The sequence below is a fragment of the Mesorhizobium sp. C399B genome (genome assembly GCF_030323185.1).
Classification (GTDB): Bacteria; Pseudomonadota; Alphaproteobacteria; order Rhizobiales; family Rhizobiaceae; genus Mesorhizobium.
The window spans coordinates 2,775,886-2,798,335 of record NZ_CP100472.1 but is presented as its reverse complement, the minus strand read 5'-3'; the positions used below and the strand labels follow the sequence as shown (position 1 = coordinate 2,798,335).

The 22,450-nt window shown below is 63.1% G+C and carries 27 protein-coding genes and 1 other RNA gene; 13 read left to right on the top strand and 15 right to left on the bottom strand.

Features of this window, described 5'->3' with window-relative positions; genetic code table 11:
• Window positions 1-25: 25 nt before the first annotated feature.
• Window positions 26-889: a LysR family transcriptional regulator gene (locus NLY36_RS13380; RefSeq protein ID WP_023736865.1), complete on the bottom strand. Its 864-nt coding sequence runs from the start codon at window positions 887-889 to the stop codon at window positions 26-28.
• Window positions 890-1,031: 142 nt separating this feature from the next.
• Between NLY36_RS13380 and NLY36_RS13375 the strand changes: the two genes are divergently transcribed.
• Window positions 1,032-2,570, top strand: coding sequence for an MFS transporter (locus NLY36_RS13375; RefSeq protein ID WP_023736866.1), 1,539 nt, complete (start codon window positions 1,032-1,034; stop codon window positions 2,568-2,570).
• Window positions 2,571-2,611: 41 nt separating this feature from the next.
• Here the strand turns inward: NLY36_RS13375 and NLY36_RS13370 are convergent, their stop codons facing one another.
• The gene (locus NLY36_RS13370) at window positions 2,612-3,451 is read right to left on the bottom strand and encodes an AAA family ATPase (RefSeq protein WP_023694573.1); all 840 of its coding nucleotides are present in this window, start codon (window positions 3,449-3,451) and stop codon (window positions 2,612-2,614) included.
• A gap of 149 nt (window positions 3,452-3,600) precedes the next feature.
• On the opposite strand from NLY36_RS13370, the gene ssrS reads away from it, so the two are divergent.
• The 5 genes from ssrS to NLY36_RS13345 all read left to right on the top strand — a co-directional run bounded on the left by ssrS (window position 3,601) and on the right by NLY36_RS13345 (window position 6,759).
• Window positions 3,601-3,756: non-coding RNA, 6S RNA (gene ssrS / locus NLY36_RS13365), on the top strand.
• A gap of 92 nt (window positions 3,757-3,848) precedes the next feature.
• Window positions 3,849-4,433 carry a 5-formyltetrahydrofolate cyclo-ligase gene (locus tag NLY36_RS13360; RefSeq protein WP_023711998.1) on the top strand — a complete coding sequence of 195 codons (585 nt, stop codon included), beginning with the start codon at window positions 3,849-3,851 and terminating at the stop codon, window positions 4,431-4,433.
• An 82-nt stretch (window positions 4,434-4,515) separates the two neighbouring features.
• The gene (locus tag NLY36_RS13355; RefSeq protein ID WP_196815260.1) at window positions 4,516-5,043 is read left to right on the top strand and encodes a DUF3592 domain-containing protein; all 528 of its coding nucleotides are present in this window, start codon (window positions 4,516-4,518) and stop codon (window positions 5,041-5,043) included.
• A gap of 56 nt (window positions 5,044-5,099) precedes the next feature.
• Window positions 5,100-5,924 (top strand): TIGR00282 family metallophosphoesterase, encoded by an 825-nt coding sequence (locus NLY36_RS13350; protein WP_023728645.1) that lies wholly within the window; start codon window positions 5,100-5,102, stop codon window positions 5,922-5,924.
• Window positions 5,925-5,997: 73 nt separating this feature from the next.
• On the top strand, window positions 5,998-6,759 hold the full coding sequence (locus NLY36_RS13345; RefSeq protein WP_031205303.1) for a TerC family protein: 762 nt from the start codon (window positions 5,998-6,000) through the stop codon (window positions 6,757-6,759).
• Between the two features lie 22 nt (window positions 6,760-6,781).
• On the opposite strand, the gene NLY36_RS13340 is transcribed toward NLY36_RS13345, so the two are convergent.
• From NLY36_RS13340 to NLY36_RS13330, 3 genes are read right to left on the bottom strand one after another with little or no spacing between them, the layout of a single operon-like run.
• Window positions 6,782-7,264 (bottom strand): SRPBCC family protein, encoded by a 483-nt coding sequence (locus tag NLY36_RS13340; protein ID WP_023728643.1) that lies wholly within the window; start codon window positions 7,262-7,264, stop codon window positions 6,782-6,784.
• Window positions 7,265-7,292: 28 nt separating this feature from the next.
• The gene (locus NLY36_RS13335; RefSeq protein WP_023736867.1) at window positions 7,293-7,655 is read right to left on the bottom strand and encodes a VOC family protein; all 363 of its coding nucleotides are present in this window, start codon (window positions 7,653-7,655) and stop codon (window positions 7,293-7,295) included.
• A gap of 20 nt (window positions 7,656-7,675) precedes the next feature.
• Complete coding sequence (locus NLY36_RS13330) at window positions 7,676-8,158, bottom strand: SRPBCC domain-containing protein (RefSeq protein ID WP_023684154.1); 483 nt, start codon at window positions 8,156-8,158, stop codon at window positions 7,676-7,678.
• Window positions 8,159-8,208: 50 nt separating this feature from the next.
• Between NLY36_RS13330 and NLY36_RS13325 the strand changes: the two genes are divergently transcribed.
• The 4 genes from NLY36_RS13325 to NLY36_RS13310 all read left to right on the top strand — a co-directional run bounded on the left by NLY36_RS13325 (window position 8,209) and on the right by NLY36_RS13310 (window position 10,640).
• Window positions 8,209-8,532, top strand: coding sequence for an ArsR/SmtB family transcription factor (locus NLY36_RS13325; RefSeq protein WP_023668739.1), 324 nt, complete (start codon window positions 8,209-8,211; stop codon window positions 8,530-8,532).
• Window positions 8,533-8,712: 180 nt separating this feature from the next.
• Complete coding sequence (locus NLY36_RS13320; protein ID WP_023668740.1) at window positions 8,713-9,462, top strand: YebC/PmpR family DNA-binding transcriptional regulator; 750 nt, start codon at window positions 8,713-8,715, stop codon at window positions 9,460-9,462.
• Window positions 9,463-9,543: 81 nt separating this feature from the next.
• Complete coding sequence (locus NLY36_RS13315; RefSeq protein ID WP_023700267.1) at window positions 9,544-10,332, top strand: RDD family protein; 789 nt, start codon at window positions 9,544-9,546, stop codon at window positions 10,330-10,332.
• The gene (locus NLY36_RS13310) at window positions 10,329-10,640 is read left to right on the top strand and encodes an Rdx family protein (protein ID WP_023668742.1); all 312 of its coding nucleotides are present in this window, start codon (window positions 10,329-10,331) and stop codon (window positions 10,638-10,640) included. Before NLY36_RS13315 ends, NLY36_RS13310 begins: the two co-directional genes overlap by 4 nt.
• A 33-nt stretch (window positions 10,641-10,673) precedes the next feature.
• Here the strand turns inward: NLY36_RS13310 and NLY36_RS13305 are convergent, their stop codons facing one another.
• Complete coding sequence (locus tag NLY36_RS13305) at window positions 10,674-11,150, bottom strand: anthrone oxygenase family protein (protein WP_023698432.1); 477 nt, start codon at window positions 11,148-11,150, stop codon at window positions 10,674-10,676.
• A gap of 1 nt (window position 11,151) precedes the next feature.
• Complete coding sequence (locus tag NLY36_RS13300; RefSeq protein WP_023698433.1) at window positions 11,152-11,979, bottom strand: NAD(P)H-binding protein; 828 nt, start codon at window positions 11,977-11,979, stop codon at window positions 11,152-11,154.
• Window positions 11,980-12,097: 118 nt separating this feature from the next.
• Between NLY36_RS13300 and NLY36_RS13295 the strand changes: the two genes are divergently transcribed.
• Complete coding sequence (locus NLY36_RS13295; protein ID WP_023698434.1) at window positions 12,098-12,739, top strand: TetR/AcrR family transcriptional regulator; 642 nt, start codon at window positions 12,098-12,100, stop codon at window positions 12,737-12,739.
• A gap of 184 nt (window positions 12,740-12,923) precedes the next feature.
• On the opposite strand, the gene rpmE is transcribed toward NLY36_RS13295, so the two are convergent.
• On the bottom strand, window positions 12,924-13,145 hold the full coding sequence (rpmE, locus tag NLY36_RS13290) for a 50S ribosomal protein L31 (protein ID WP_023668748.1): 222 nt from the start codon (window positions 13,143-13,145) through the stop codon (window positions 12,924-12,926).
• Between the two features lie 205 nt (window positions 13,146-13,350).
• Here rpmE and NLY36_RS13285 point away from each other — a divergent pair, with 205 nt between their 5' ends.
• On the top strand, window positions 13,351-15,153 hold the full coding sequence (locus NLY36_RS13285; protein WP_023698435.1) for an ABC transporter transmembrane domain-containing protein: 1,803 nt from the start codon (window positions 13,351-13,353) through the stop codon (window positions 15,151-15,153).
• Between the two features lie 10 nt (window positions 15,154-15,163).
• Here the strand turns inward: NLY36_RS13285 and NLY36_RS13280 are convergent, their stop codons facing one another.
• Window positions 15,164-16,651, bottom strand: a complete 1,488-nt coding sequence (locus tag NLY36_RS13280) for a carboxypeptidase M32 (protein WP_023698436.1) — start codon at window positions 16,649-16,651, stop codon at window positions 15,164-15,166.
• 146 nt (window positions 16,652-16,797) lie between these two features.
• On the opposite strand from NLY36_RS13280, the gene NLY36_RS13275 reads away from it, so the two are divergent.
• Entirely contained in the window at window positions 16,798-17,151 is a 354-nt protein-coding gene (locus tag NLY36_RS13275) for a DUF1304 domain-containing protein (protein ID WP_023736868.1), read from the top strand.
• Between the two features lie 78 nt (window positions 17,152-17,229).
• On the opposite strand, the gene NLY36_RS13270 is transcribed toward NLY36_RS13275, so the two are convergent.
• The 6 genes from NLY36_RS13270 to efp all read right to left on the bottom strand — a co-directional run bounded on the left by NLY36_RS13270 (window position 17,230) and on the right by efp (window position 22,349).
• Complete coding sequence (locus NLY36_RS13270) at window positions 17,230-17,655, bottom strand: hypothetical protein (RefSeq protein ID WP_023736869.1); 426 nt, start codon at window positions 17,653-17,655, stop codon at window positions 17,230-17,232.
• Between the two features lie 239 nt (window positions 17,656-17,894).
• Window positions 17,895-18,926, bottom strand: coding sequence for a peptidoglycan -binding protein (locus tag NLY36_RS13265; protein ID WP_023698439.1), 1,032 nt, complete (start codon window positions 18,924-18,926; stop codon window positions 17,895-17,897).
• 1 nt (window position 18,927) lies between these two features.
• The gene (locus NLY36_RS13260; protein WP_023668754.1) at window positions 18,928-19,953 is read right to left on the bottom strand and encodes a MotA/TolQ/ExbB proton channel family protein; all 1,026 of its coding nucleotides are present in this window, start codon (window positions 19,951-19,953) and stop codon (window positions 18,928-18,930) included.
• 179 nt (window positions 19,954-20,132) lie between these two features.
• Complete coding sequence (trhA, locus tag NLY36_RS13255) at window positions 20,133-20,849, bottom strand: PAQR family membrane homeostasis protein TrhA (protein ID WP_023688947.1); 717 nt, start codon at window positions 20,847-20,849, stop codon at window positions 20,133-20,135.
• Window positions 20,850-20,959: 110 nt separating this feature from the next.
• A complete protein-coding gene (locus tag NLY36_RS13250; protein WP_023684166.1) occupies window positions 20,960-21,760 on the bottom strand; it encodes an inositol monophosphatase family protein in 801 nt (266 codons plus the stop codon).
• Window positions 21,761-21,782: 22 nt separating this feature from the next.
• Window positions 21,783-22,349: an elongation factor P gene (efp, locus tag NLY36_RS13245; RefSeq protein WP_023668757.1), complete on the bottom strand. Its 567-nt coding sequence runs from the start codon at window positions 22,347-22,349 to the stop codon at window positions 21,783-21,785.
• Window positions 22,350-22,450 lie beyond the last annotated feature (101 nt).

Genomic DNA, 22,450 nt, shown 5'->3' with positions numbered 1-22,450 from the left:
GGAATCAGATCGGAAACACCATCGCCTAATCCACCGGCGAATTGTACTCGCGAAATGCGGTTGCCAGCATCTGCAGCGCGTCACGCGCGCGCGGCGCCAGATTGTGCGAATGCAGCACCACTTCGGAAGGGTCAAGCGACGGCAGGCCGAGCTTGCGGCCAACCTCGATCAGGCCGGGCGGAGCGACGCAGTGAGCCAGCGCCGAAACGGCAAAGCCCGCCGATATCGCAATGTTGACGGCCGCGCCGCCGCCGCCGACGAAGGCCTCCTCCCAGGCGATGCCTGCTTTGTCCAGCGCCTCGACCGCCCGCACACGATCCGGACAGTTGCACACGGTGCTTAAGAGCGCGAGGCGCAACGGCGTTCCGCGCTGCCACTCGAAGGAAGGTGCGGCGAACCAGCCATAGTGGTTGCGCGACAAGGTCCGGCCAGGACGGCTGTCGCCTTCGCGGTGCACGATGACTGCATCGAGCTCGCCGTGATCGAAAGCTTCCTTGAGCACCGTGCTGGTATCGATCCTCAAACTGAGCGTCAGCGATGGATCGTGCGCATGGAGCTGGGCAATCAGAATGGACAGCGCCGGACCGGCGGCATGATCGACAAAGCCGAGCGCAAGCCGGCACGGTGCTGATGCAAACTCCGCCATGGCGCGCTCGTGCGCGGCAAGGAAGTCGCGCGCGGCGGGGAGGAAGACGGCGCCTCGTGTCGACAGGCTGACGCGGCGCGGCGTTCTTTCGATCAATCGCGCGCCGAGCTTTTCCTCAAGACGGCGCAGCTTGACGCTGATTGTCGCCTGGGTGCTGCCCAGCGCCGTGGCCGCCTGGGTGAAGCTCTGCAGATCGGCCACCATCACAAAGGTTCGTACGGCGTCCACATCAAGACTGGTCATCGCAGCACTCCATTGGGCCAATCATTCCGTTTTGTCATTTCTGATATAGCCGAGCATAGCCTTTTTTCATGGTCGAGTCTCCTCTATCACAAACTGGTCGCGGTTTGAAGAGCGCCTCATGCTCGGATGGAAAGAGATCGATATGCCAATTCAACGAAACACCATCGCGCTCACCGGCGTGTGCTTGGCGTCGCTCTTGTTCGGGCTCGAAATCTCCAGCGTGCCGGTGATCCTGCCGAAACTCGAAAGCGTGCTCGCCGCCGATTTCAAAGACCTGCAATGGATCATGAACGCCTACACCATTGCCTGCACCACGGTGCTGATGGCGACAGGGACATTGGCCGACCGTTTCGGCCGCAAGAGCGTGATGGTGATCACCACCGTCGCCTTCGGCCTCGCCTCGCTGCTGTGCGGCCTGGCTCCGAGTGCGGCGCTGCTGATCGCCGCCCGCTTCCTGCAAGGCCTCGCCGGCGGCGCGATGCTGACCTGCAGCGTCGCCGTGCTGTCGCATCAGTTCCAGGATGGCCGCGAACGCGGCAAGGCTTTCGTCGCCTGGAGCGTCGTCTCAGGCATCGGGCTCGGTTTCGGGCCCGCCATCGGTGGCTTGATCGTGGCGCTGTCGAACTGGCAATGGGTGTTCCTCATCCACGTGCCGCTGGCGCTCCTGGCGCTCGCCTTTATCGGCGCCGGTGTCACGCAATCGCGCGATCACAATGCCCAGAAGCTCGACTGGGCCGGCATGCTGACGCTGTCGGCTTCTGTGTTCGGCTTCTCCTATCTGATTACGCAGGGTGCGGATCTCGGGACCAGCGCCCGCATCGGCGTGATATCAGCCTCCGTGGCTGCGTTCATCGCTTTCCTTGTCGCCGAGAGGGTCAATCCCTATCCGATGTTCGATTTCTCCGTGTTCCGCATCCGCCAGTTTTCCGGCGCGATCATGGGCGCCATCGGCATGAATTTCAGCTACTGGCCGTTCATCATCTATCTGCCGATCTATTATTCCGGCGTTCTCGGCTACGACAGCACGACGACCGGCCTGCTGTTGCTCGTCTACACGCTGCCCTTCATGGTGATGCCGCCGATCGCCGAGCGCATTCGCGCGCGCTATCAGGCACGAATTGCCATCCCGCTCGGTCTGCTGACGCTAGGGATCGGTTTCATCGCCATGTGGATCGGCTCCAGGCTCGAGGGCGCCACCTGGCTGACCATGCTGCCGGGCACGCTGATTGCCGGCATAGGCATCGGTCTCACCAATTCGCCGACCACCAATACCACGACCGGCGCGGTATCGCCGGATCGTGCCGGCATGGCGTCCGGCATCGACATCAGCGCACGCCTGATCACGCTCGCTATCAACATCGCGGTGCTCGGCCTGCTGCTGACGCAAGGTATCGTTTCCCACCTGCGGGCCACACTCGGCGCGGCTTTGGAGCCGGATGAGTTGCGGGCACTGGCGGAAAGGGTCGCTACCGGCAATCTGGAGGGCCTTGCGCAGGGGACGCCGAAGCTCGCAGCCCTCGGCCCATCCGGCGCCATCGTGCATGCCGCGCTGGTCAATGGTTTCGGCTGGGTCATGCTCTATTGCGGGATCGGCGTTCTCGCCCTGTCGGTCATCGGCTTCGTCATCTTCGGGCCGAAGCGCGTCGCGCCGCAGGAGAGAGGGTTTGCTCCCGCGGAGTAAGCGGCCAAAGCCGCCCGTAGCTGTCAGCCAACCCTCGATCCTCACCCCTGCCGTCTGGCCATGAAGGCCAGGCGTTCAAACAGATGCACGTCCTGTTCGTTCTTGAGCAGTGCGCCGTGCAGCTTCGGCAGCGCGTTCCTGGGGTCGGCGCGCAGATCCTCGGGTGCGATGTCGTCGGCGACCAGCAGGCGGATCCAGTCGAGCGCCTCGGAGGTCGACGGCTTCTTCTTCAACCCCTGCACATCGCGGATCTCGTAGAACTGGGTCAGGGCAGCACGCACCAAATTCTGCTTTATGCCGGGATAGTGCACGTCGACGATTTTGTGCAGCGTGTCGACATCGGGAAAGCGGATGTAGTGGAAGAAGCACCGGCGCAGGAAGGCGTCGGGCAGTTCCTTCTCATTGTTGGAAGTGATGATGACGATGGGGCGCACAGCGGCGCGGATCGTTTCGCCGGTTTCGTAGACGAAGAACTCCATCCGGTCGAGTTCCTGCAGCAGGTCGTTGGGGAATTCGATATCGGCCTTGTCGATCTCGTCGATCAACAGCACGACCTTCTTACCGGCCGCGAAGGCGTGCCAGAGCTTGCCGCGCTTGATGTAGTTTTTGATGTCGTTGAACCTGGCATCGCCGAGCTGGCTGTCGCGCAGCCGCGAGACAGCATCATATTCATACAGTCCCTGCTGCGCACGGGTGGTCGACTTGACGTGCCATTCGATCAGGTCGAGGCCGAGCGCCGATGCCACCTGGCGGGCAAGCTCGGTCTTGCCGGTGCCCGGCTCGCCCTTGACCAGCAACGGCCGCTCCAGCGCGATCGCGGCGTTCACCGCCACCATCAGATCCTTGTCGGCGACATAGGCCGCCGTGCCTTCGAAACGCATACTTGCTCCTCGGTTGGTCAGCGCGAGCGTAAGGACGCTGCTTGACCTGTGCAAGGGCGAGCCGGCTGCGACCAAAGCGTGTGAGATCGAAATGGAAACATCGGCTCATGTCACTAGCGCTTGACCGACCAGCCGCCTATATTGGGCTTGGCGGTCTGCGCTTCCCGGCAGGAGAACATTTTCCCCGGGGCCTTAACGATCCTTAGGGAGCTGTCCCTGGGAAGACCCGTGGGTTTTCTCATACGGCGCCCACCTACTTTGTAGGTTCCCGGGATCGCTCTCTCCACCGGTTGTGTGGATCGTCACTTACCTCTATCCGCCCAGTTTGGCGGATGATGTGGTAGAAAACGTCGCTCATGAAACGTCACCCAGATCCGACCTTTTCTATCGTCCGCGCATGACATCTCCCAAAGCCCTGAAAAAGCAGCTGCGCCTCGAGGCACTCGGCCGCCGCGATGCGCTCGATCCGCTGTGGCGGGTGGAGATCGCGCTTGAGATGGCCGAGACGGCGCGCGACCACCTCGCCATCGAGCCGGGTCAGATCGTTTCAGCTTTCTGGCCGATGCGATCGGAAGTCGACGTCAGGCCGCTGATGTTCGCCTTGCGCGAGAAGGGGGCCAGGCTTTGCCTGCCGGCCATCCTCGACAAGACCACCATCGTCTTTCGCGAACTGGTGCGCGGCGCGCCGATGGTCGAGATGGGTTTTGGCACGGTCGGTCCGCATGCGGAGGCCGAGGTTCTCGATCCCGCGGTGATGCTGGTGCCGCTCGCGGCCTTCGACAGCCGCGGTCATCGCATCGGGTATGGCGCCGGCTATTACGACCGCGCCATCGCCAGGCTGATCGACAAGGGCCAGCCGCCACGACTGATCGGCATCGCTTTCGATTGCCAGGAGGTGGGTCTCGTGCCGGATGAGGCGCACGACGTCATCATCCCGGAAATACTGACCGAGAGCGGTTTGCGCCGCTTCGACATCGCTTAAAAGACCGCGATCCCGCTTAACGCGTTTCCAAGACGTGCCGGATAGTATTCCGGCAACACAGTCCGAGCCGATGGCGGCCATCATGTTTGTCTTCGCACGCTTCCTGCTGATGCCGTTCGTCCTCATCGCGGTAACGCTGTTCGCGATGGCATTGCACATTTCCGGAACGGCCCTGCACCACCAGTTCGCCTGGCATCAGACGGTTGCCACTGTGACGGATGTCAGTTCCTACAGCGAAGCCCAGGGTAATGGCCTCACCGCGAAAGGCATCAACGTCGCTGTCACCTATGTCGCGAACGATGCACCGATGACGTGGTCCGGCAAGGGAAAGGACATCGGCCTCTACACGGCGTCCAAAGGCGACGCGGTGAAGTTGTATTACAACCCTGCCAATCCATCGATCCTCGATACCGCGGCGATGAAGGGCTGGCGCGGCGGGCTGTTGCTCCTGGCCGCTACTGGTGGGTTCACTGTTTTTTACGTCTGGTTCTTCTGGCTGCGCGGACGCACCGCACCGCCGGCGTCACCGATGATGCCTTCGGCAGTTCGCGTCGCGGGCGCGAGCGCAAAGCCGTCTCAACGGCAGCGTGGTACTTTCGGCCGGCGTTAGCGCCAATCGCCCGGGTAGCGCTTGCCTAGCGTCCGTGCCTCTGGATAGAAGTGGGCATGAGACTTCTCTTCCTCGGCGACATGGTGGGCAAATCGGGACGTACGGCGGTGTGGGAACAACTGCCCAGCCTGATCTCGGATTTCAAACTCGACTTCGTCATCGTCAATGGCGAGAACGCCGCCGGCGGCTTCGGCATCACCGAAGACATTTTTCGCGATACCATTGCAGCCGGTGCGGATGTCGTCACCACCGGCAACCATGTCTGGGACCAGCGCGACGCACTGGTCTTCGCGCCGCGCGAGGAGCGCTTCTTGCGCCCGTCCAACTTCCCCAAGGGCACGCCGGGGCGCGGTTCCGGCGTCTATATCGCCAAAAACGGCGCGCGCGTGCTGGTCGCCAACATTATGGGCCGGGTGTTCATGCATCCCGAGCTCGACGATCCGTTCCAGGCCGGCGAGCGCGAGCTGGCCGCCTGTCCGCTGGGCGAGCAGGCCGATGCCGTGGTCATCGACTTCCATGCCGAAGCGACCTCGGAGAAAATGTGCTTCGCGCATTTCGTCGACGGCCGCGCCAGCCTCGTCATCGGCACCCATACGCACCAGCCGACGGCCGACCACCAGATCCTCAATGGCGGCACCGGCTACATGTCCGATGCCGGCATGTGCGGAGACTATGATTCCTCGCTCGGCATGGACAAGGAAGAGCCGCTCAACCGCTTCCTGTCGAAAGTTCCGAAAGGCCGCTTCGAGGCGGCCACCGGACCGGCGACATTGTGCGGCGTCGGCGTCGACATTTCCGACCGGACGGGCCTGGCCGAAAAAATCGCGCCTTTTCGTCGCGGGCCGCGGCTCGAAGAAACCGCGCCATCGTTCTGGTCATGACATTGATATAGTCGAGTAAAGTACCTAACTGGCGACGAAACTGCTCTAGATCGTTAAAGAGGGGACGACCTCCATGCAGCTGATCGAGTTCTTTGCGCCGCATTTTCAATTTGTTTCCGATCCAACCGCGTGGGTCGCGTTGCTGACGCTGATCGTGCTCGAGGTCGTGCTCGGCATCGATAATCTGATCTTCATCTCGATCCTGACCAACAAATTGCCGGAAGCGCAGCGCGCCCGCGCCCGGCGTCTCGGCATCTCGGCGGCGCTGATCATGCGGCTGGTGCTGCTCGCAACCATCTCCATCATCGTGCAGCTGACGACGCCGGTGTTCACAGCGTTCGGCCATGGCTTTTCCTGGCGCGACCTGATCCTGATTGCCGGCGGCCTGTTCCTGGTCTGGAAGGCGACCAAGGAAATCCACCACACCGTCGATCCCGACGACCACAAGGATACGATGATGGGCGAGACGCTGCAGATCTCGCTTGCCGGCGCCATCTTCCAGATCCTGCTGCTCGATCTCGTCTTTTCGATCGATTCGATCATCACCGCCGTCGGCATGACCGACGAGATTGCCATCATGTACATCGCCGTGATCGTGGCGGTGAGCGTGATGATGCTGGCGGCCGGGCCGCTGGCCAACTTCATCGCCAAGAACCCGAGCATCGTCATGCTGGCGCTGGGCTTCCTGCTGATGATCGGCATGACGCTGATCGCCGACGGCATGGGCTATCATGTGCCGAAGGGCTACATCTACGCGGCGATGGGCTTTTCCGCCCTGGTCGAGGGCCTGAACATGCTGGCGCGGCGGCGCAAGAAATCCGGCGGCGGGCATTGAGGCTGGCGTCGCAGGGGCGGCCCTAGCGCCCCGGCACGCCGTTTGGGTAGCGGTCGCCGATCAGGCCAAGCGACAGGCCCTGTTCCAGCCATGCCTTTGCGCCGGCAAGAACCAGTGCGAAGCCGTCGGTCGAGCCGACCGCCTGCTTGACCTGCTCGTCGGCGGTGCCGGCGAAGCCGAAATTGCTGACCTCAAGAAAGGTCGCACCGTCAGGCGTTTCGGCGCCGGGCATCTCCGTGAATGTCCAGACCACAGTGGTCGGCGGATCGCTCCATTGCATGACGATCTTCTTGTTCTCGACGATCTCGCTGACATTGACCATCGCCGAGGCGCCGTACATGCGCCACTCCCAGCGAACCTCTTTGCCGCCATCCAGCCGGCCGCTGCTGTGGGTAAACCAGAATTTCGTGGTGATGGCCGGGTTGACGATCGCCTCGAAGACCTCGGCGACCGGCCGCCTGATCAGCATGCCGGCTTCGGCAGTCGGCGTTTTGTGAATTTCCATCGATGCTGCTTCCTTGTCCGGTTTGCGCTCACCAGGCGTCAGGCTCGCGCACCATGTGAACGATGCTGGCCGGGTTGGCGATCCAGAAGCCGCGAAAGCCTTCGCCCAGGGGCTCGACCGCGTCGCAACGGACGACGCCGGCCTTGGCGAGATGATCCGCAATGGCTGCAGAATCGTCGGTGAAAAGCTCAAGCCAGACTTCGGCCTGGCTCAGCATCGGCGCCTCGTCGATCCACAGACGGTAGGGGCCGAGCTCGAAGCCGATGGCTGGCGCCTTGGCGGTGAATGGATTCAAGCCGACGACGTCGCGATAGAAGGCGATCGTCGCCTCGTATTGATGTGACGGGACTTTCATGGCGATGTTGATTCCACCTGTCATTTTCGCGGTCATTGCGGGCTCCGTTGCGCGGTTCATCTGTTTGTCTCGTTGGCCGGCTCGCCCCTCATCTCGCCGCGGTAGTAGCCGTCGCGCAGATTGATGCCGTATTCGACATAGGCCTTCATGCAGGCCAGCATCTGCGACCAGCCCTCGCAATTGAGGTAGGATTTCTGCAGGCCGACCACGCCTTCCGGCCAGCCGGATTCAGCAATGGTCACAAGGGTGCCGCCATCGTCCAGCGGCTCGAAGTTCATCTCGATGCGTGTCTTGTAGGCCGGCCTGTCGTCGGCATCTGTGGCATCCCAGCGCAACACGATGCGGCTGTCCTTGACCACTTCATCGACCTCGACCGGCACTTTTCCCCACCAGACGACACCGATGCCGGCTTCCAGCGGGGCGCTGGCGCCGCCGATGGTGGTGAAATAGCCGCTGAGCTTCTCCGGATTGACGACTGCGTCGAAGACTTCGGCGACCGGTTTGCCGATGCGCCCGGAAACTCTGAATCCAAGAGACATATCCACAGCTCCTCCTTGATTGGCTCGACGATATGTTATAGAAACATAACATGTCAAGCCAAACCGCAGACGATCACGTTTTCAAGGCGTTGGCGCATCCGCGCCGTCGCGAATTGCTGGATCGGCTGAAGGATGCGCCGCAGACGACCGGCATGTTGTGCGAGGCGTTTCCCGACATCGATCGCTGCACCGTCATGCTGCATCTCAAGGTGCTGGAAGAAGCCGAACTGGTGGTGGCAAAGCGCCAAGGGCGAGAGCGCTGGAACCATCTCAACGCGCTGCCGATCAAGCACATCCACGACCGCTGGATCAGCCAGTATGCCGGCCATGCGCTCAGCATTATCGACCGGCTGAAGTCCGATCTGGAGGGCTGAACCGGCGCGGCTGGACGAATTGAGCCGATTTATCTATAAGCCGGCCATTCCGACAGAGAACGCCGTGCATCCATCGCGTTGCACCTTGGACGGCTCTGAAAATTTGAATTCGAGTACCCGGGAGGACGAGGTGAGACCACCTCGCTTCGGGATGCTCTAGCCGAAGACGACAGGGGTGCCATGGCCGGCCATTCACAGTTCAAGAACATCATGCACCGCAAGGGCCGGCAGGACGCGGTGCGGTCGAAAATGTTTTCCAAGCTGGCGCGCGAAATCACCGTCGCCGCCAAGAGCGGAACACCGGATCCGTCGATGAACCCGCGTTTGCGCCTGGCCATTCAGAACGCCAAGGCGGTGTCGATGCCGAAGGACAACATCCAGCGCGCCATCAACAAGGCATCGATGGGCGATGCCGAGAATTACGAAGCGGTGCGCTATGAAGGCTATGGGCCAGGCGGCGTGGCGCTGATCGTCGAGGCGCTGACCGACAACCGCAACCGCTCGGCCTCGAACGTGCGCGCCGCCTTCACCAAAGCCGGCGGTGCGCTTGGTGAAACCGGCTCGGTGTCGTTCATGTGGAACCGCGCCGGCGAGATTTACTATCCGGCCTCCGCCGGCAGCGCCGACAAGGTGATGGACGCGGCGATCGAGGCCGGCGCCGATGACGTCGAGTCCGACGAGGAAGGCCACACCATCTACTGTGCGTTCGAGAGTATGGGCGAAGTGTCTAAGGCGCTGGAAGCCTCGCTTGGCGAGGCCGAATCGGTGAAGCCGATCTGGCAGCCGCAGAACAATGTCCCGGTCGACGAAGAGCGGGCGCAATCGCTGATGAAACTGGTGGCAACGCTCGAGGACGATGACGACGTGCAGAGCGTCTACGCCAATTTCGAGGTCGACGACGAGACCATGGCCAAGCTCAGCGCGGCGTAGGTCCGTGCAATACAGTCGGATGCGAATATTGCTGTATGACGGCGGCCTGCCTATAGATTAGTCAGTTATCAGGGGGGGCCGATGACCGACTATAAAGAGGCAAGTTTTGCCGATGCGGTGGCCTGGCCTCGCCGGCCCGGCATATGGCGACGGTTTCTCGCTGCACTCATCGACTACCTTGTAATCCTGATCGCCCTCTATTTGCTCGTAGGGGCTCTATTTCTGCTGACCAACGGTGGCGTAAAAGGCAGCTTTTGGCTGAACTGGAAACTATGCCAGGAGGGTACGGTTCACGGTGCCCCGACACTTGCCCGTTATGATTGGCAGGTGTGTAGAACATCAGTACTCGGTTTGCCGGTCGCCATATGGAGCGTGGGTACGGCGCCGGGCTCAAAGCCTGGAGAAACCTCCTCCATCTCGATCGATCTGGATTCGCAAGGGAATTTCAGGCCTGCAGCATTGGACCTGGGTTTCCTCGAGCTGATCGCTCTGGCGTCTTATCTCCTCATTATGGAGTTGAAGTCCGGCCAATCAATCGGCAAGCGGCTCACGGAGCTGACTGTACATGATGAGGACGACAGACATAGGGTCGGCCTGCCGGCGAGAAAGGCTGTTCGGCGGCAACTTATCAAGTTTCTCGGCGCATTACCGATCGTCCTGACGGGAAGCTGGTATGCTTTTCAGGCTTGGGGCACCGCTCCCGGTGGCGTGCAGGATTACTCCAGCCTGGAAATAGTGGTTGCATCCGCTGCCCTCGTTTTGGTGCTGATCTGGCCGGTCTGGATTGCGATATCCATAGCTCTGGGCGACGACCCGATACACGATCGATTCGCAAATACCACGGTGCGCATACAGGAGGCCCAGACATGAGTGTGCCGGAGAGGCCCCGCGTGGTCATCACCTATTGCACGCAGTGCCAGTGGCTGTTGCGGGCCGGCTGGATGGCGCAGGAACTGCTCTCCACCTTCGGCACGGATCTTGGTGAAGTGACGCTGGTGCCGGGCACAGGCGGCATCTTCACCGTTTCCTGCAACGATGTGCTGGTCTGGGACCGCAAGCGCGACGGCGGCTTTCCCGATGCCGCCAAGCTCAAGCAGCTGGTGCGCGACGTCATCGATCCGGGCCGCGATCTCGGTCATTCCGACCGCAAGGGTCACACGCAAAAGGACCCCGCTTGAGGCGAGGTCCTTGCGTTTGCGAAGTGTCATTTTTCAGAGCAATGCGAACATGAAGCAGGCCATCGACACGATGGCGGTGATGGTGCGGACGTGGTTCCACATCACCCATTGATTCAGATGGTTCGCCCACACGGCTGCGCCATTGGCGCTGGCCGGGTCGACGGCGGCGAGCGCATCGTTGAGCGGCACATTGAAGACCATGGTCACGATCGGGTTGCCGATCAAATAGATCACGGCGCCGGCAAGCAGCCAGTATGAGCCGGACTGGCTCCACCCCATGAGAACGGCGGCGATAAGCACCAGACAGAGCAGGCCGGTGCCGAACAGCGCCGTCATGAAGGTGGGCGTGATCACCGTGATGTTGATCGAATTCATCGCTGCGATGCCTTGGGGGACCGGCAGCCGGGCAAGCGCCGCCATGATAAAGTCGGAAAAGGCGAAGAACACGCCGCCGACGACGCCCGAGCCGATGGCGGCGATGATGGTGAGGGTGGGAAGAAGCTTGATCATCTCAGTTGCTCCAGATGCCGGTTGCAGCGGTTTCATTTGCGTAGGCGGAAAAGTCTTTCGGCGCGCGGCCGAGCACACGCTGGACGCCGTCGGTCAGCGTCTCGTTGCGGCCGTCAAGCACTTCGGTGAACAGCTCGTTGAGCAGCCAGGCGATTTCGGGCGGCAGTTCGTATGCCGCCGTCGCGGCGGTGAATTCGTCATGCGAGATCTTGATATAGCGGATGTCGCGGCCGGTCGCCTTGGCGATCTCGGCAACCGCGTCGGCGAAGCTTAGCAGCCGCGGCCCGGTCAACTCATAGAGCTGGCCGACATGACCCGGTTCGGTCAGCGCAACGAAGGCAGCATCGGCGATGTCGTCGACATCGACGAAGGGCTCGCCAACAGGGCCGACAGGCAAAGCCACTTCGCCTTGCCGCAAGGACTCGACGAGAAAACCTTCACTGAAATTCTGCGAAAACCAAGCGCAACGCAGGATCGTCCAGTCAGCGCCCGAGGCTTTGACCATCTCTTCGGCGCGCTGGGCTTCGGTCTCGCCGCGGCCGGAGAGCAGCACCATGCGGGTGACGCCATTTGCCACCGCAAGCCTGGCGAAGGCGCGGACGGTCTCGGCGGCGCCCGGCACGGCGATGTCGGGATAGTAACTGATGTAGACGGCGCCCACGCCCTGCATGGCAGGCTCCCAGGTCGCCGGAACCTCCCAGTCGAAGCGGGGGCTGCCGGAACGCGAGCCGATGCGCACGGGAATGCCCTGTAAGGTCAGCCGCTCGGCGAGGCGACGGCCCGTCTTGCCAGTGCCACCGAGGATCAGGACTGGTTTGGTGTCGGTCATTGTGGTTTTCCTCTGTTTACAAATATGAGTAATCCTCACATTTGCAAAACGTGATAAACCCTCGTATTTTGGGAGTCAAGCCGTCTGTTGGCAGATTTTGTCGAGACCGGAGGCCGTCATGGAAGACACAGCAACGCCCGCATCTGCCCAGGAGCAGGTCGCATCGCCGCGACGGACGCCCACCCAGCAGCGCAGCCGCGAGCGGGTCGAGCGCATGCTGGCCGCAGCCTCGGCGCTGATTGCCGAGCAAGGCAGCGACGCCATGCGCATGGGCGAGGTGGCGGAACGGGCCGCGGTGTCGATCGGCTCGCTTTACCAGTTCTTTCCCGACAAGCGGGCGATCGTCTGGGCGCTGGCCGAGCGCTACACCGCCGAAAGCCAGGCCTGCATCTCCTCGGCGCTCAAGGATGTCGTCGACGCCGAGGGCCTGCGGCAGGCGTTTTCGGAGCTGGTGGATATCTACTATCAGCTGTTCCTGGCCGAGCCGGTGATGCGCGACATCTGGTCGGGCACGCAGGCCGACAAGGCGCTGCGCCAGCTCGAACTCGCCGACAGCCGGGCAAATGCCGAATTCCTGACCATGGTGCTGAAGCGGCTGCATCCCGGCGCCGATCCGGTGGCGCTGGAGACCACAGCGTTTCTGGTCTGGCAGATGGGCGAGGCTGCCGTGCGGCTGGCGATCTCGGTCGATCGGCAGGAGGGCGACAGGCTGGTCGCCGCCTACAAGCGCATGGCGCTGCGGGAATTGGTGGACGGGTAGGCTCGCACCACTCTGGGAAGGGTCGCTTCGAAGCAGCAGGGTGGAGGCGTCGGACCACCCGACCCTTGGGCCGACCTCCCCACAAGCGGGAGGTATCGGCGCGTTAGCTTGAAGCGACTGACTTTGGCGGCAACAAAAAACCCGCCACAAAGGCGGGTTCTTGATTCAGCGATACAGGTAAACTTTAGAGGCCGAAGCCTTCGAAGCGCTTCTTGAACTTCGACAGGCGACCGCCGCGGTCGAGCAGGGTCTGCTGGCCGCCGGTCCAGGCCGGGTGCGTGGTCGGGTCGATATCGAGGTTCATCGTATCGCCTTCCTTGCCCCAGGTCGAACGGGTCGAGTATTCGGTGCCATCGGTCATGACGACCTTGATGGTGTGGTAGTCGGGATGGATATCGGCCTTCATTGTCGTGCTTCCTGGCTTGTGGCGCTACAGACTGGCCCGCGGCCTGCGTCGATGCGCCCCTTTTTAAAACTCGAAGCCGCAGCTATTGAAAAGCCACGGCTTCTAAAACGGTCGGCGAGCCTATACATCAGCCGGAATTGAATCACAAGGCCACGGCAAGCGCATATTGAACGCGCCCACCTGGAAGCGGCCAGAGGAAACGGTAATGGCGGACATCAGCGGCGAGCAAGACGGGCGCAGGCGCTCGCTCGGGCCGCTCAGGCGCCTATATCCCTACATATTCCGCTACCGCAAACTGGTCATAGGCGCCCTCATTTCGCTCGCCATCGCCGCAGCGACGACGCTGGCGCTGCCGCTGGCCGTGCGGCGCATGATCGACCACGGTTTCAGTGCTTCCGGCACCGTCGTCATCGCCGAGTATTTCGCCGCCCTGGTGGCGATGGCAGCCATTCTGGCGGCGGCATCGGCCGGACGCTACTACTTCGTCATCACGCTCGGCGAGCGGGTCGTTGCCGACATCCGCAGCGACGTGTTTTCGCATGTCACGACGCTTTCGCCGTCCTTCTTCGACACCGCCCAGTCGGGCGAGATCGTCTCGCGGCTTGCCGCCGACACCACGCAGGTGAAATCCGCCGTCGGCGCCACTGCCTCGGTGGCGCTGCGCAACGTCATCCTCGGGCTCGGCGCGGTGGCGATGATGGTCGTCACCAGCCCGAAACTGTCGGGCCTGGTGATCGCGGCCATTCCGCTCATCGTGCTGCCGCTGGTCGCGTTCGGCCGTTCGGTGAGGCGCCGGTCACGGCAGGCGCAGGACACGCTGGCGCAAGCGACCGCCTATGCCAGCGAGCAGATCGGCGCGGTGCGCACGCTGCAGGCGTTCACCAACGAGACGCTGGTCACCGGGCGGTTCTCGGCCGCGGTGGAAGCCGCCTTCCAAGCGGCGCGCTCGTCGATCTTCTCCCGCTCGCTGCTCACCTTCTTTGCCATCTTCATGATCTTTTCCTCGGTCGTGGCGGTGTTGTGGTTCGGCTCGCGTGACGTGCTTGCCGGCACGATGTCGCCCGGTACGCTCGGCCAGTTCCTGCTTTACTCCGTGTTTGCCGCAGGCGCGCTGGGCGCACTGTCGGAAGTCTGGGGCGAGCTTGCCCAGGCGGCGGGTGCGGCCGAAAGGCTGACCGAGATACTCGACGAGACGCCGGCGATTCAACCGCCGGCCAATCCGCTGCCGCTGCCCGCCAAGGCGACAGGCGCGATCAGCTTCGACGACGTCTCCTTCTCCTACCCGGCAAGGCCGGACCGTGCCGCCGTCCACGGCTTGAGTTTTCAGGTCAAGCCGGGCGAGACGGTGGCGATCGTCGGCCCGTCGGGCGCCGGAAAGAGCACCGTCTTTTCGCTGATTCTGCGCTTCTACGATCCCGAAACCGGCCGCATCGCCATTGACGGCGTCGACGTGCGCGAAGCCGATCCGGCTGAAGTGCGGGAGCGCATTGCGATCGTGCCGCAGGATGTCACCATCTTTGCGGCAAGCGCGCGCGACAATATCGGCTTTGGCCGGCCGGGCGCGACGAATGCCGAGATCGAGGCCGCCGCCGGGGACGCGCTGGCCGACGAGTTCATCCTCAGGCTCGACAAGGGCTACGATAGCCAGGTCGGCGAGCGCGGCGTCACCTTGTCCGGCGGCCAACGTCAGCGCGTGGCGATCGCCCGCGCCATCCTGCGCGACGCGCCGATCCTGCTGCTCGACGAAGCCACGTCGGCGCTCGACGCCGAAAGCGAAACGCTGGTGCAGACGGCGCTGGAACGGCTGATGCAGGGCCGCACCACCATCGTCATCGCCCACCGGCTGGCGACCGTGCTGAAGGCCGACCGCATCCTGGTCATGGATGGCGGCCGCATCGTCGAGGAAGGCACGCACCAGAGCCTGGTCGCCAAGGGCGGCATCTATGCAAGGCTGGCCAAGCTGCAGTTCGAAACCGGAGCAAGCGCCTTCAGGGGTGCCGCGGAGTAGCAACCCGCAATCAGGCGGGACCATACCGCTTGCGGAGATGCTCGGTGAAATACGCGGCGTTGAGCTTTTCGCCGGTGGCGCGCTCAAGCAGTTCGGGCGTCGACCAGCGCGAACCCTGCGACCAGATCTTGTCGCGGCGCCAGTCATTGATGGCGGCGAAATTGCCGTTGGCAAGCTCGCTGTCGGCTGAAGGATGGTCGCGCGTCAGCGCAGCCCATTGCTGCGCCGCCATCATGGCGCCCAGCGTATAGGACGGGAAATAGCCGAAGGCGGCGCCCGGCCAATGCACGTCCTGCATCGGTCCGTCGGCTGGGTTGTCGATGGTCGAAAGGCCAAGATACTCCCGCATCTTGGCGTCCCAGGCTTCGGGCAGGTCGGCCGCCTGCAGCCGCCCCGAGACCAGCTCCTGCTCCAACTCGTAGCGCAGGATGACATGCAGCGGGTAGGTGACCTCGTCGGCGTCGACGCGGATCAGCCCGCGCTCTACCCGGTGCACATGCGGCAGGATGTCGTCCAGCGACCAGGCTTCGCCGAGATGCTTTTCGACCACGGGCAGCGCCCAGCGCCAGAATTCGGGGTTGCGGCCGACCTGTTTCTCGACGAACAGGCTCTGGCTTTCATGCACCGCCATGCCGCGCGCCTTGCCGAGCGGCCAGTGCGCCCAGGCCTTCGGCAGGTTCTGCTCGTAGAGCGCGTGGCCGGTCTCGTGCAGCACGCCCATCAAAGCCGACAGGAAATCGGACGTTTTGTAGCGGGTGGTGATGCGCACGTCGCTCGGCACGCCGCCGCAGAAGGGATGGTGCGATACGGACAGAGAACCGTGGGTGAGGTCGAAGCCGACCGAAGCCATCATGGCGAGACCAAGCTCGCGCTGCCGGTCGATCGCATAGCTGCCGGAGAGCGGCTTCACGGGATGCCTGGCCAGGCGCGCTTCCTGCGCGGCCAGGGCTTCCGGCACGAAGCCCTTCAGGAATGTCTTCAGCTCGGTGAACACCGGCGTGATGTCGGCGGCGCGGTTGCCAGGATCGTATTGCTCCATCAGTGCGTCGTAGGGATCGAGGCCGAGCGCGTCGGCGCGCAAAGCGGCTTCCTGGCGCACCAGCGCGATGACACCTTCGAGCGCCGGCAGGAAGCCTGCCCAGTCATTCTTGGCGCGCAGGTCGCGCCAGAGTTGCTCGGAGCGCATACGCGCCACCGTCTGGCGCTCGACGAATTCTACCGGCAGGCAGGTCAGGTTGGTGTATTGGCGACGCAGTTCGCGGACCGCCGCCTGCTGCTCCTCGTTGAGCGCCTCCTGTTCGGCGGCGGCGAGCCAGTCGGCGATCTCCGGCGCCGTTGCCCTGATATGCAGCATCCCGGCCAGGGACGACATGGCTTCGGCGCGCTTCTCGCCGCCGCCGACAGCCATGTGAGTCGCCTCGTCGGCGCCGAGGATAGCGAGCGCATGTTCCAGCGCTTCGAGCTTGTGGCCGAGATCATCGAGCTTCTGAAAAGACATGACAGGTTCCGCGTTTTGGACCGCGGGAAAAGATACCAACGCGCCAGGATTGGCAACCCTCAAAGGTGGCTATGCAGCTTGCGCCGGTGAGCTGGTGCGTGGAATGCTGGCTGACGGTGGAACACCGCCATGGAGGGGAGACTAAGATGATCGGCAATATCCTGGTCGGGCTGGTGGCCCTGATCCACCTCTACATCGTCTATTTGGAAATGGTGGCGTGGGACACACCGCGCGGGCACAGGGCGTTCAACCTCAAGCCGGACTTCGCCAGCGCATCGAAGGTGCTCGCCGCCAATCAGGGGCTCTACAACGGCTTCCTTGCCGCCGGGCTGATCTGGGGCCTCTATCTCGGCGCGGCGGGATTCCAGATCAAGGTGTTCTTCCTGCTTTGCATCGCCGTCGCCGGCCTCTATGGCGCGGCGACTGCCAGCCGGAAGATCCTCTATATTCAGACCGTGCCGGCGGTGCTGGGCCTCGCTGCGCTGTGGCTGGGCTGGTGACAAAAAAGACGCCCTCGGAGCCAGATCCGGGGGCGTCAGACAGTCCCTTCCTCATTCCTGGAGATATCAGAGCGGATCTCAGCCGTTCGGATAATTCCCGCCGTCGGAGCCATCACCGATCATGAAGCCGCTGCCGGTGTCGGACATCAGCCTCTGATCGACATTGTCGAGGCGGCGCAGCAGATCGTGATATTGCGCGGCCGGGATCCGGCCATGGTCCGAAGCGGCGACCCGTTCGGCGGCCTGGCCGATATGCGCCGCACGCAGATGCAGCCACCGCGCTTCCGAGGTCGAGATGCCCTTCGTTTCGCGCGCATCCGCGATGCCCTGTTCGACGCCCCGCACCTGCTCGATCAGGCCGGTCACGCGCGGACCGGTCATGTCGGTCGGGTCGCTGGCGTCGAGGGCGCCCTTGTGATGTCCGGCGGCATGGGCGCCGGCGAGTGGAACAGTGATCAGAAGTGTCGTGAGGGTTGCGGTCCTGAGAGTCTTCAAAGAGCGCATGATGTGCGTCTCCTCCTGCTGTGGAAAGGGCAAGCGCTTTCGCTCCACCTTCCGGAAGCGGGCCGTCCGGTTCCGTCGCGTCGCGATGGGAGGCATCGCCGGCGGTTCTCGGCCCTGCGCGTCAAAGTAGGAGCCCGGAAACGCGAAGTGTAGTTAAAGAAAGATAATGTTTTCAGGCCTTGCCGGCTTGGCGTTGCGCCCTAGAGTTGAGCCGGCAAACAATTTCGCGTGACTGAAAATCACCGTTCGGTGAGCTTCAGTTCAATGCGTCGGTTCTTGTTGCGGGCGTCTTCGGTGTCGGCGGGGTCGAGCGGCTGGAATTCGCCGAAGCCGGCCGCAACCAGCCGGTTGGCGGGCACGCCGTTCTCGATCAGGTATTTGACCACCGAGGTCGAACGCGCCGTCGACAATTCCCAATTGTCGCGATAGCGGCCGGCGCCGGACAGCGGCTTGTTGTCGGTGTGGCCGTCGACGCGCAGCACCCAGTTGATCTCGGGCGGGATTTCCTTTTGCAACTCGATGATGGCATCGGCGAGCTTCTTCATCTCGACCTTGCCGGCATCGTTGATCACTTCCGACCCGGTCGGGAACAGAACTTCCGACTGGAAGACGAAGCGGTCGCCGACGATGCGGATGTTCTCGCGGTCGGCGAGGATTTCGCGCAGGCGGCCGAAGAAGTCGGAGCGGTAGCGGTTCAGTTCCTGCACGCGCTGCGCCAGCGCGACATTGAGCCGACGGCCGAGATCGGCGATCTTGGTGTTGGAATCGCGGTCGCGCGTTTCGGACACATTGAGGGCGTCCTCGAGCGCGCCGATCTGCTTGCGCAGTGCCGCGATCTGCTGGTTCAGGATCTCGACCTGGCTCAGCGCCTGCTGGCTGATCTGGCGCTGGCTGTCGAGTTCGCCGCCGAGCTCCGCGGCGCGCTGGTTGGCGGCGTCGCCGGCGCCGGCGCCTTGCGCCAGCAACTGCTCGAGCCGGCTCTTCTCAGCTTCCGCCGCCGACAGCGACGCCTGCAGATTGGCCAGCGAATCGTCCTTGTCCTGCGCGCTCGAGCGCTCCAGCGCCAGCAACTGCGTCAGTTCGTTGATCTGCGAGTTGAGGCGCGTGAGCGCCGTATCCTTGCCGGAGAGTTCGCGTCCGAGCAGGAACTGCGCCAGCACGAAAACGGTGAGCAGGAACATGATGGCCAGCAGCAGCGTCGACAGCGCGTCGACGAAGCCCGGCCAATAGTCGATCCGGCGATCGGTGCGCCGGCCCCTGGCGAGAGCCATGCTAGTGGACCCCGGGTTTCTTCAGCGCGTCGGCGATCTTTTCCAGCGTGTTGCGCATCGCCTTCTGCTCGTCCGACTGGGCCTCGACCCAGTCGCGCATGATCTGCTGCTCGGAGCGCATGTTCTTGACCAGTCCGGAAATGCCGTCGGCGAGATTGGCCATGGCGGTGGCGACGCGCGGATTGGAGCCGCCGCCGCTTTCCTGCATGCTGCGCAGCCGTTCCGACAGGACCCGGATCTCGTCGGAGGATTCAGTCTTGGCCGGGTCGGCGACGGCGATGTCGGAGGAGAGATCGGTGACCGAGGACAGCCAGTTTTCAAGCTCGGTATAGAAGCGGGTCTGCGCGCGGCCGGCCTGCAGGTCGAGGAAGCCTAGCACCAGCGACCCGGAAAGGCCGAACAGCGAGGACGAAAAGGCCGTACCCATGCCGGCCAGCGGCGCCGACAGCCCCTGCTTCAGCGAATCGAGCACGGCGGCGGCGTCGCCGGTGCCGGGATCGAGCGATTCGATGGTTTCGCGGATCGAGCCGATGGTGTTGAGCAGGCCCCAGAAGGTGCCGAGCAGACCGAGGAACACCAGCAACCCGACGAGATAGCGCGAGGTGTCGCGGCTTTCGTCGAGGCGGGTGGCGATCGAATCCAGCATGGTGCGCATCGAAGACGTCGAGAAGGCGACCGTCGAGGAGCGGCCGATCATCGCCTTCATCGGCGCCAGCAGCACCGGCTCGGTGGTTTCGGAACCGGCGCGGAAGGAATTGACCCAGCGCACTTCGCGAAACAGTCGTCCGACCTGGGCGAAGGCGAGCAGGATGCCGACCACAAGGACGCCGACGATGAGGCCATTGAGGCCGGGATTGCTCCCGAAAGCGGTCGAGATCTGGCGGGTGAGGATGGCGGCGATGAAGGCGACGATGACCAGGAAGATGACCATGGTCAGGAGGAAGACCTGCGGGCTCGACAGTTTGTGCGGATCGTACATCAGGACATCAGAACGCCTGCCCACGCCGAAGGATCTGAGAAAAGCCATCCGTGCCCCGTTTCCGATGCTCTATTTGCCTTGACGCAATTCCGAACGGGAAGCCGCTCATACTTCCCTGGAACCGCTCCAGTGCCGCCGATCACGTAATTCGCGACTCTAAACGGAATTGTGACCAAATTGAATGGCGCTTGGCAATATTGCCCGACTGTCGGGCCGCACCACGCCGTTCAGAGGCGGTTGACGACCAGGCAGTCGACCATGGCGGCAAGATGCAGCCCGGCGCCGGTGACGACAAAGCCGTGCCAGAGGGCATTGTGAAAGCGCAGGCGTTTCCAGGCGAAGAAGATGACGCCGCAGGAGTACACGATGCCGCCGGCGACAATCAGCGCGATCGAGGTCGTCGGCAACGTCGCCACCAGCGGCTTGACCAGGACGACGCCGCTCCAGCCGATGGCGAGATAGAAGACAATGGCCAGACGATCGAAGCGGCCGGGCAGGAACACTTTCATGGCAATGCCGGTCAAAGCAGCGGTCCAGACAAGGACAATCATCGGCAGCGCCAGCGGCGAGCCGTCGAGCTGGGCCAGAAAGGGCGTGTAGGTCGCGGCGATCAGGAGATAGATCGCCGCATGATCGAAGCGCCGCAAGATCCACTTCGCCGGCGACGTCACCGGCCACAGATTGTAGGTCAGCGAAATCGACAGCACAGTCAGCAGCGACACCACAAAGAAGGCGGCGGCGATGTATTCGCCGGGACCGGCATGGAAGGCGGCCAGTGCCAGCAAGGCCGAGCCGGCTGCTATCGCCAGCACGATGCCGACCGCATGGACGATGCCATCGGCGATCATCTCCGCACGCGAGTAGTGCCAACGCCCGACATAAGGGATTTCAACTGGCTGGTCTGGCTGCGCTTCTCGCGAGGATAGTGAAGGTATGCTCGTCATAAAAAATCCTGCGTCACCCTTATCTGGGCGGCCGCCGGGCAGTATTTCAAGCTTTGATTGCGGTTTTGCGACTGCGGCGCTTCAGCACGCCGCGCCGGCATGCCAAGTGATCAGCGCGCCGAAAGCGGCTTCTTCACCGCCTTGAGCAGCGCGCGCTGGATGACCTCGTTGCCGGCGACGAGCGAACCCGCCTCGAGCATATCCTGGCCTCCATCCATGTCGGAGACGAAGCCACCGGCCTCGCGGATCAGCAGCAGGCCGGCGGCAATGTCCCAGGCCGAAAGGCCGGTTTCCCAAAAGCCGTCCATGCGGCCGGCGGCGACATAAGCGAGATCGAGCGCGGCGGAACCCAGGCGGCGCACGCCCGAGACCTCGGCCATCACATTGCGCAACTCGACGAGGAAATTGCCGTGCTGGCCGCGGCCGAGATGCGGCACGCCGCAGCCGATGACGCAGTCGGTGAGCTTGCTGCGGCCGGCAACGCGCAGCCGGCGATCGTTCATGAAGGCGCCGCCGCCGCGCTCGGCGGTGTAGAGCTCATCCATTGCCGGATTGTAGATGACAGCGGCGACCAACTGGCCCTGTCGCTCCAGCGCGATCGAGATGGAAAAGATCGGAATGCCGTGCAGGAAATTGGTGGTGCCGTCGAGCGGGTCGACGATCCAACGGTGCTGGTCGTCGTCCCCTGCGATCATGCCGCGCTCTTCCATCAGGAAGGCATAGCCCGGCCGTGCCTTCGACAGTTCGGCAAACAGGATGTCCTCGGCCTTGCGGTCGGCTTGGCTGACATAGTCGCCCGGTCCCTTCATCGACACCTGCAGGTTCTGCACCTCGCCGAAGTCGCGCGACAGCGAGCGGCCGGCCTTCATGGCGGCCTGGACCATGACATTGAGAAGTGCGGAGCGTGCCATCGTATCTGTTCCTGCCTACGTGTCAGTCTGCGCGGCGCATGTAGGTGAGTTCGTTGGTGTCGACGACGATGCGTTCGCCGGCGCCGATGAATGGCGGCACCAGCACGCGGATGCCGTTTTCCAGGACCGCCGGCTTGTACGAGGACGCGGCCGTCTGGCCCTTCACCACCGGGTCGGCCTCGGTGATGGTCAGCGTCACCTGGTCGGGCAGCGAAATGCCGATCGGCCTGTCCTCATAGAGCTGGACCGTCACCATCATGCCGTCCTGCAGGAAGGCGGCGCGGTCGCCGACGAAATCCTTCGCCAGCTCGAGCTGCTCGTAGCTCTGCGTGTCCATGAACACCAGTGCGTCGTCCTGGGCGTAGAGGAAGGAAAAATCCTTCAGGTCGAGCCGGATCTGCTCGACGGTCTCGGCCGAGCGGAAGCGCTCGTTGAGCTTGGTGCCGTTGATCAGGTTCTTCAGTTCGACCTGGTTGTAGGCACCGCCCTTGCCGGGCTTGACGGTGTTGGTCCTGACCGCCACCCAAAGGCCGCCATCGTGCTCGATGACATAGCCGGGACGGATTTCGTTGCCATTGATCTTGGCCATGATGAGATTGATCCGGGATGCTACCAACGGCTTGGCCGTTGGTATGGGGATGGTCGCTGGACAAGCGATTTCGGGCCCCCAAGACCACAAATCGGCAGGAG

Excerpts from the sequence above, each read along its gene's own strand:
- NLY36_RS13380 (WP_023736865.1), bottom strand. The coding sequence starts at position 889 with ATGACCAGTCTTGATGTGGACGCCGTACGAACCTTTGTGATGGTGGCC.
- NLY36_RS13375 (WP_023736866.1), top strand. The coding sequence starts at position 1,032 with ATGCCAATTCAACGAAACACCATCGCGCTCACCGGCGTGTGCTTGGCG.
- NLY36_RS13370 (WP_023694573.1), bottom strand. The coding sequence starts at position 3,451 with ATGCGTTTCGAAGGCACGGCGGCCTATGTCGCCGACAAGGATCTGATG.
- NLY36_RS13360 (WP_023711998.1), top strand. The coding sequence starts at position 3,849 with ATGACATCTCCCAAAGCCCTGAAAAAGCAGCTGCGCCTCGAGGCACTC.
- NLY36_RS13355 (WP_196815260.1), top strand. The coding sequence starts at position 4,516 with ATGTTTGTCTTCGCACGCTTCCTGCTGATGCCGTTCGTCCTCATCGCG.
- NLY36_RS13350 (WP_023728645.1), top strand. The coding sequence starts at position 5,100 with ATGAGACTTCTCTTCCTCGGCGACATGGTGGGCAAATCGGGACGTACG.
- NLY36_RS13345 (WP_031205303.1), top strand. The coding sequence starts at position 5,998 with ATGCAGCTGATCGAGTTCTTTGCGCCGCATTTTCAATTTGTTTCCGAT.
- NLY36_RS13340 (WP_023728643.1), bottom strand. The coding sequence starts at position 7,264 with ATGGAAATTCACAAAACGCCGACTGCCGAAGCCGGCATGCTGATCAGG.
- NLY36_RS13335 (WP_023736867.1), bottom strand. The coding sequence starts at position 7,655 with ATGACCGCGAAAATGACAGGTGGAATCAACATCGCCATGAAAGTCCCG.
- NLY36_RS13330 (WP_023684154.1), bottom strand. The coding sequence starts at position 8,158 with ATGTCTCTTGGATTCAGAGTTTCCGGGCGCATCGGCAAACCGGTCGCC.
- NLY36_RS13325 (WP_023668739.1), top strand. The coding sequence starts at position 8,209 with ATGTCAAGCCAAACCGCAGACGATCACGTTTTCAAGGCGTTGGCGCAT.
- NLY36_RS13320 (WP_023668740.1), top strand. The coding sequence starts at position 8,713 with ATGGCCGGCCATTCACAGTTCAAGAACATCATGCACCGCAAGGGCCGG.
- NLY36_RS13315 (WP_023700267.1), top strand. The coding sequence starts at position 9,544 with ATGACCGACTATAAAGAGGCAAGTTTTGCCGATGCGGTGGCCTGGCCT.
- NLY36_RS13310 (WP_023668742.1), top strand. The coding sequence starts at position 10,329 with ATGAGTGTGCCGGAGAGGCCCCGCGTGGTCATCACCTATTGCACGCAG.
- NLY36_RS13305 (WP_023698432.1), bottom strand. The coding sequence starts at position 11,150 with ATGATCAAGCTTCTTCCCACCCTCACCATCATCGCCGCCATCGGCTCG.
- NLY36_RS13300 (WP_023698433.1), bottom strand. The coding sequence starts at position 11,979 with ATGACCGACACCAAACCAGTCCTGATCCTCGGTGGCACTGGCAAGACG.
- NLY36_RS13295 (WP_023698434.1), top strand. The coding sequence starts at position 12,098 with ATGGAAGACACAGCAACGCCCGCATCTGCCCAGGAGCAGGTCGCATCG.
- rpmE (WP_023668748.1), bottom strand. The coding sequence starts at position 13,145 with ATGAAGGCCGATATCCATCCCGACTACCACACCATCAAGGTCGTCATG.
- NLY36_RS13285 (WP_023698435.1), top strand. The coding sequence starts at position 13,351 with ATGGCGGACATCAGCGGCGAGCAAGACGGGCGCAGGCGCTCGCTCGGG.
- NLY36_RS13280 (WP_023698436.1), bottom strand. The coding sequence starts at position 16,651 with ATGTCTTTTCAGAAGCTCGATGATCTCGGCCACAAGCTCGAAGCGCTG.
- NLY36_RS13275 (WP_023736868.1), top strand. The coding sequence starts at position 16,798 with ATGATCGGCAATATCCTGGTCGGGCTGGTGGCCCTGATCCACCTCTAC.
- NLY36_RS13270 (WP_023736869.1), bottom strand. The coding sequence starts at position 17,655 with ATGCGCTCTTTGAAGACTCTCAGGACCGCAACCCTCACGACACTTCTG.
- NLY36_RS13265 (WP_023698439.1), bottom strand. The coding sequence starts at position 18,926 with ATGGCTCTCGCCAGGGGCCGGCGCACCGATCGCCGGATCGACTATTGG.
- NLY36_RS13260 (WP_023668754.1), bottom strand. The coding sequence starts at position 19,953 with ATGGCTTTTCTCAGATCCTTCGGCGTGGGCAGGCGTTCTGATGTCCTG.
- trhA (WP_023688947.1), bottom strand. The coding sequence starts at position 20,849 with ATGACGAGCATACCTTCACTATCCTCGCGAGAAGCGCAGCCAGACCAG.
- NLY36_RS13250 (WP_023684166.1), bottom strand. The coding sequence starts at position 21,760 with ATGGCACGCTCCGCACTTCTCAATGTCATGGTCCAGGCCGCCATGAAG.
- efp (WP_023668757.1), bottom strand. The coding sequence starts at position 22,349 with ATGGCCAAGATCAATGGCAACGAAATCCGTCCCGGCTATGTCATCGAG.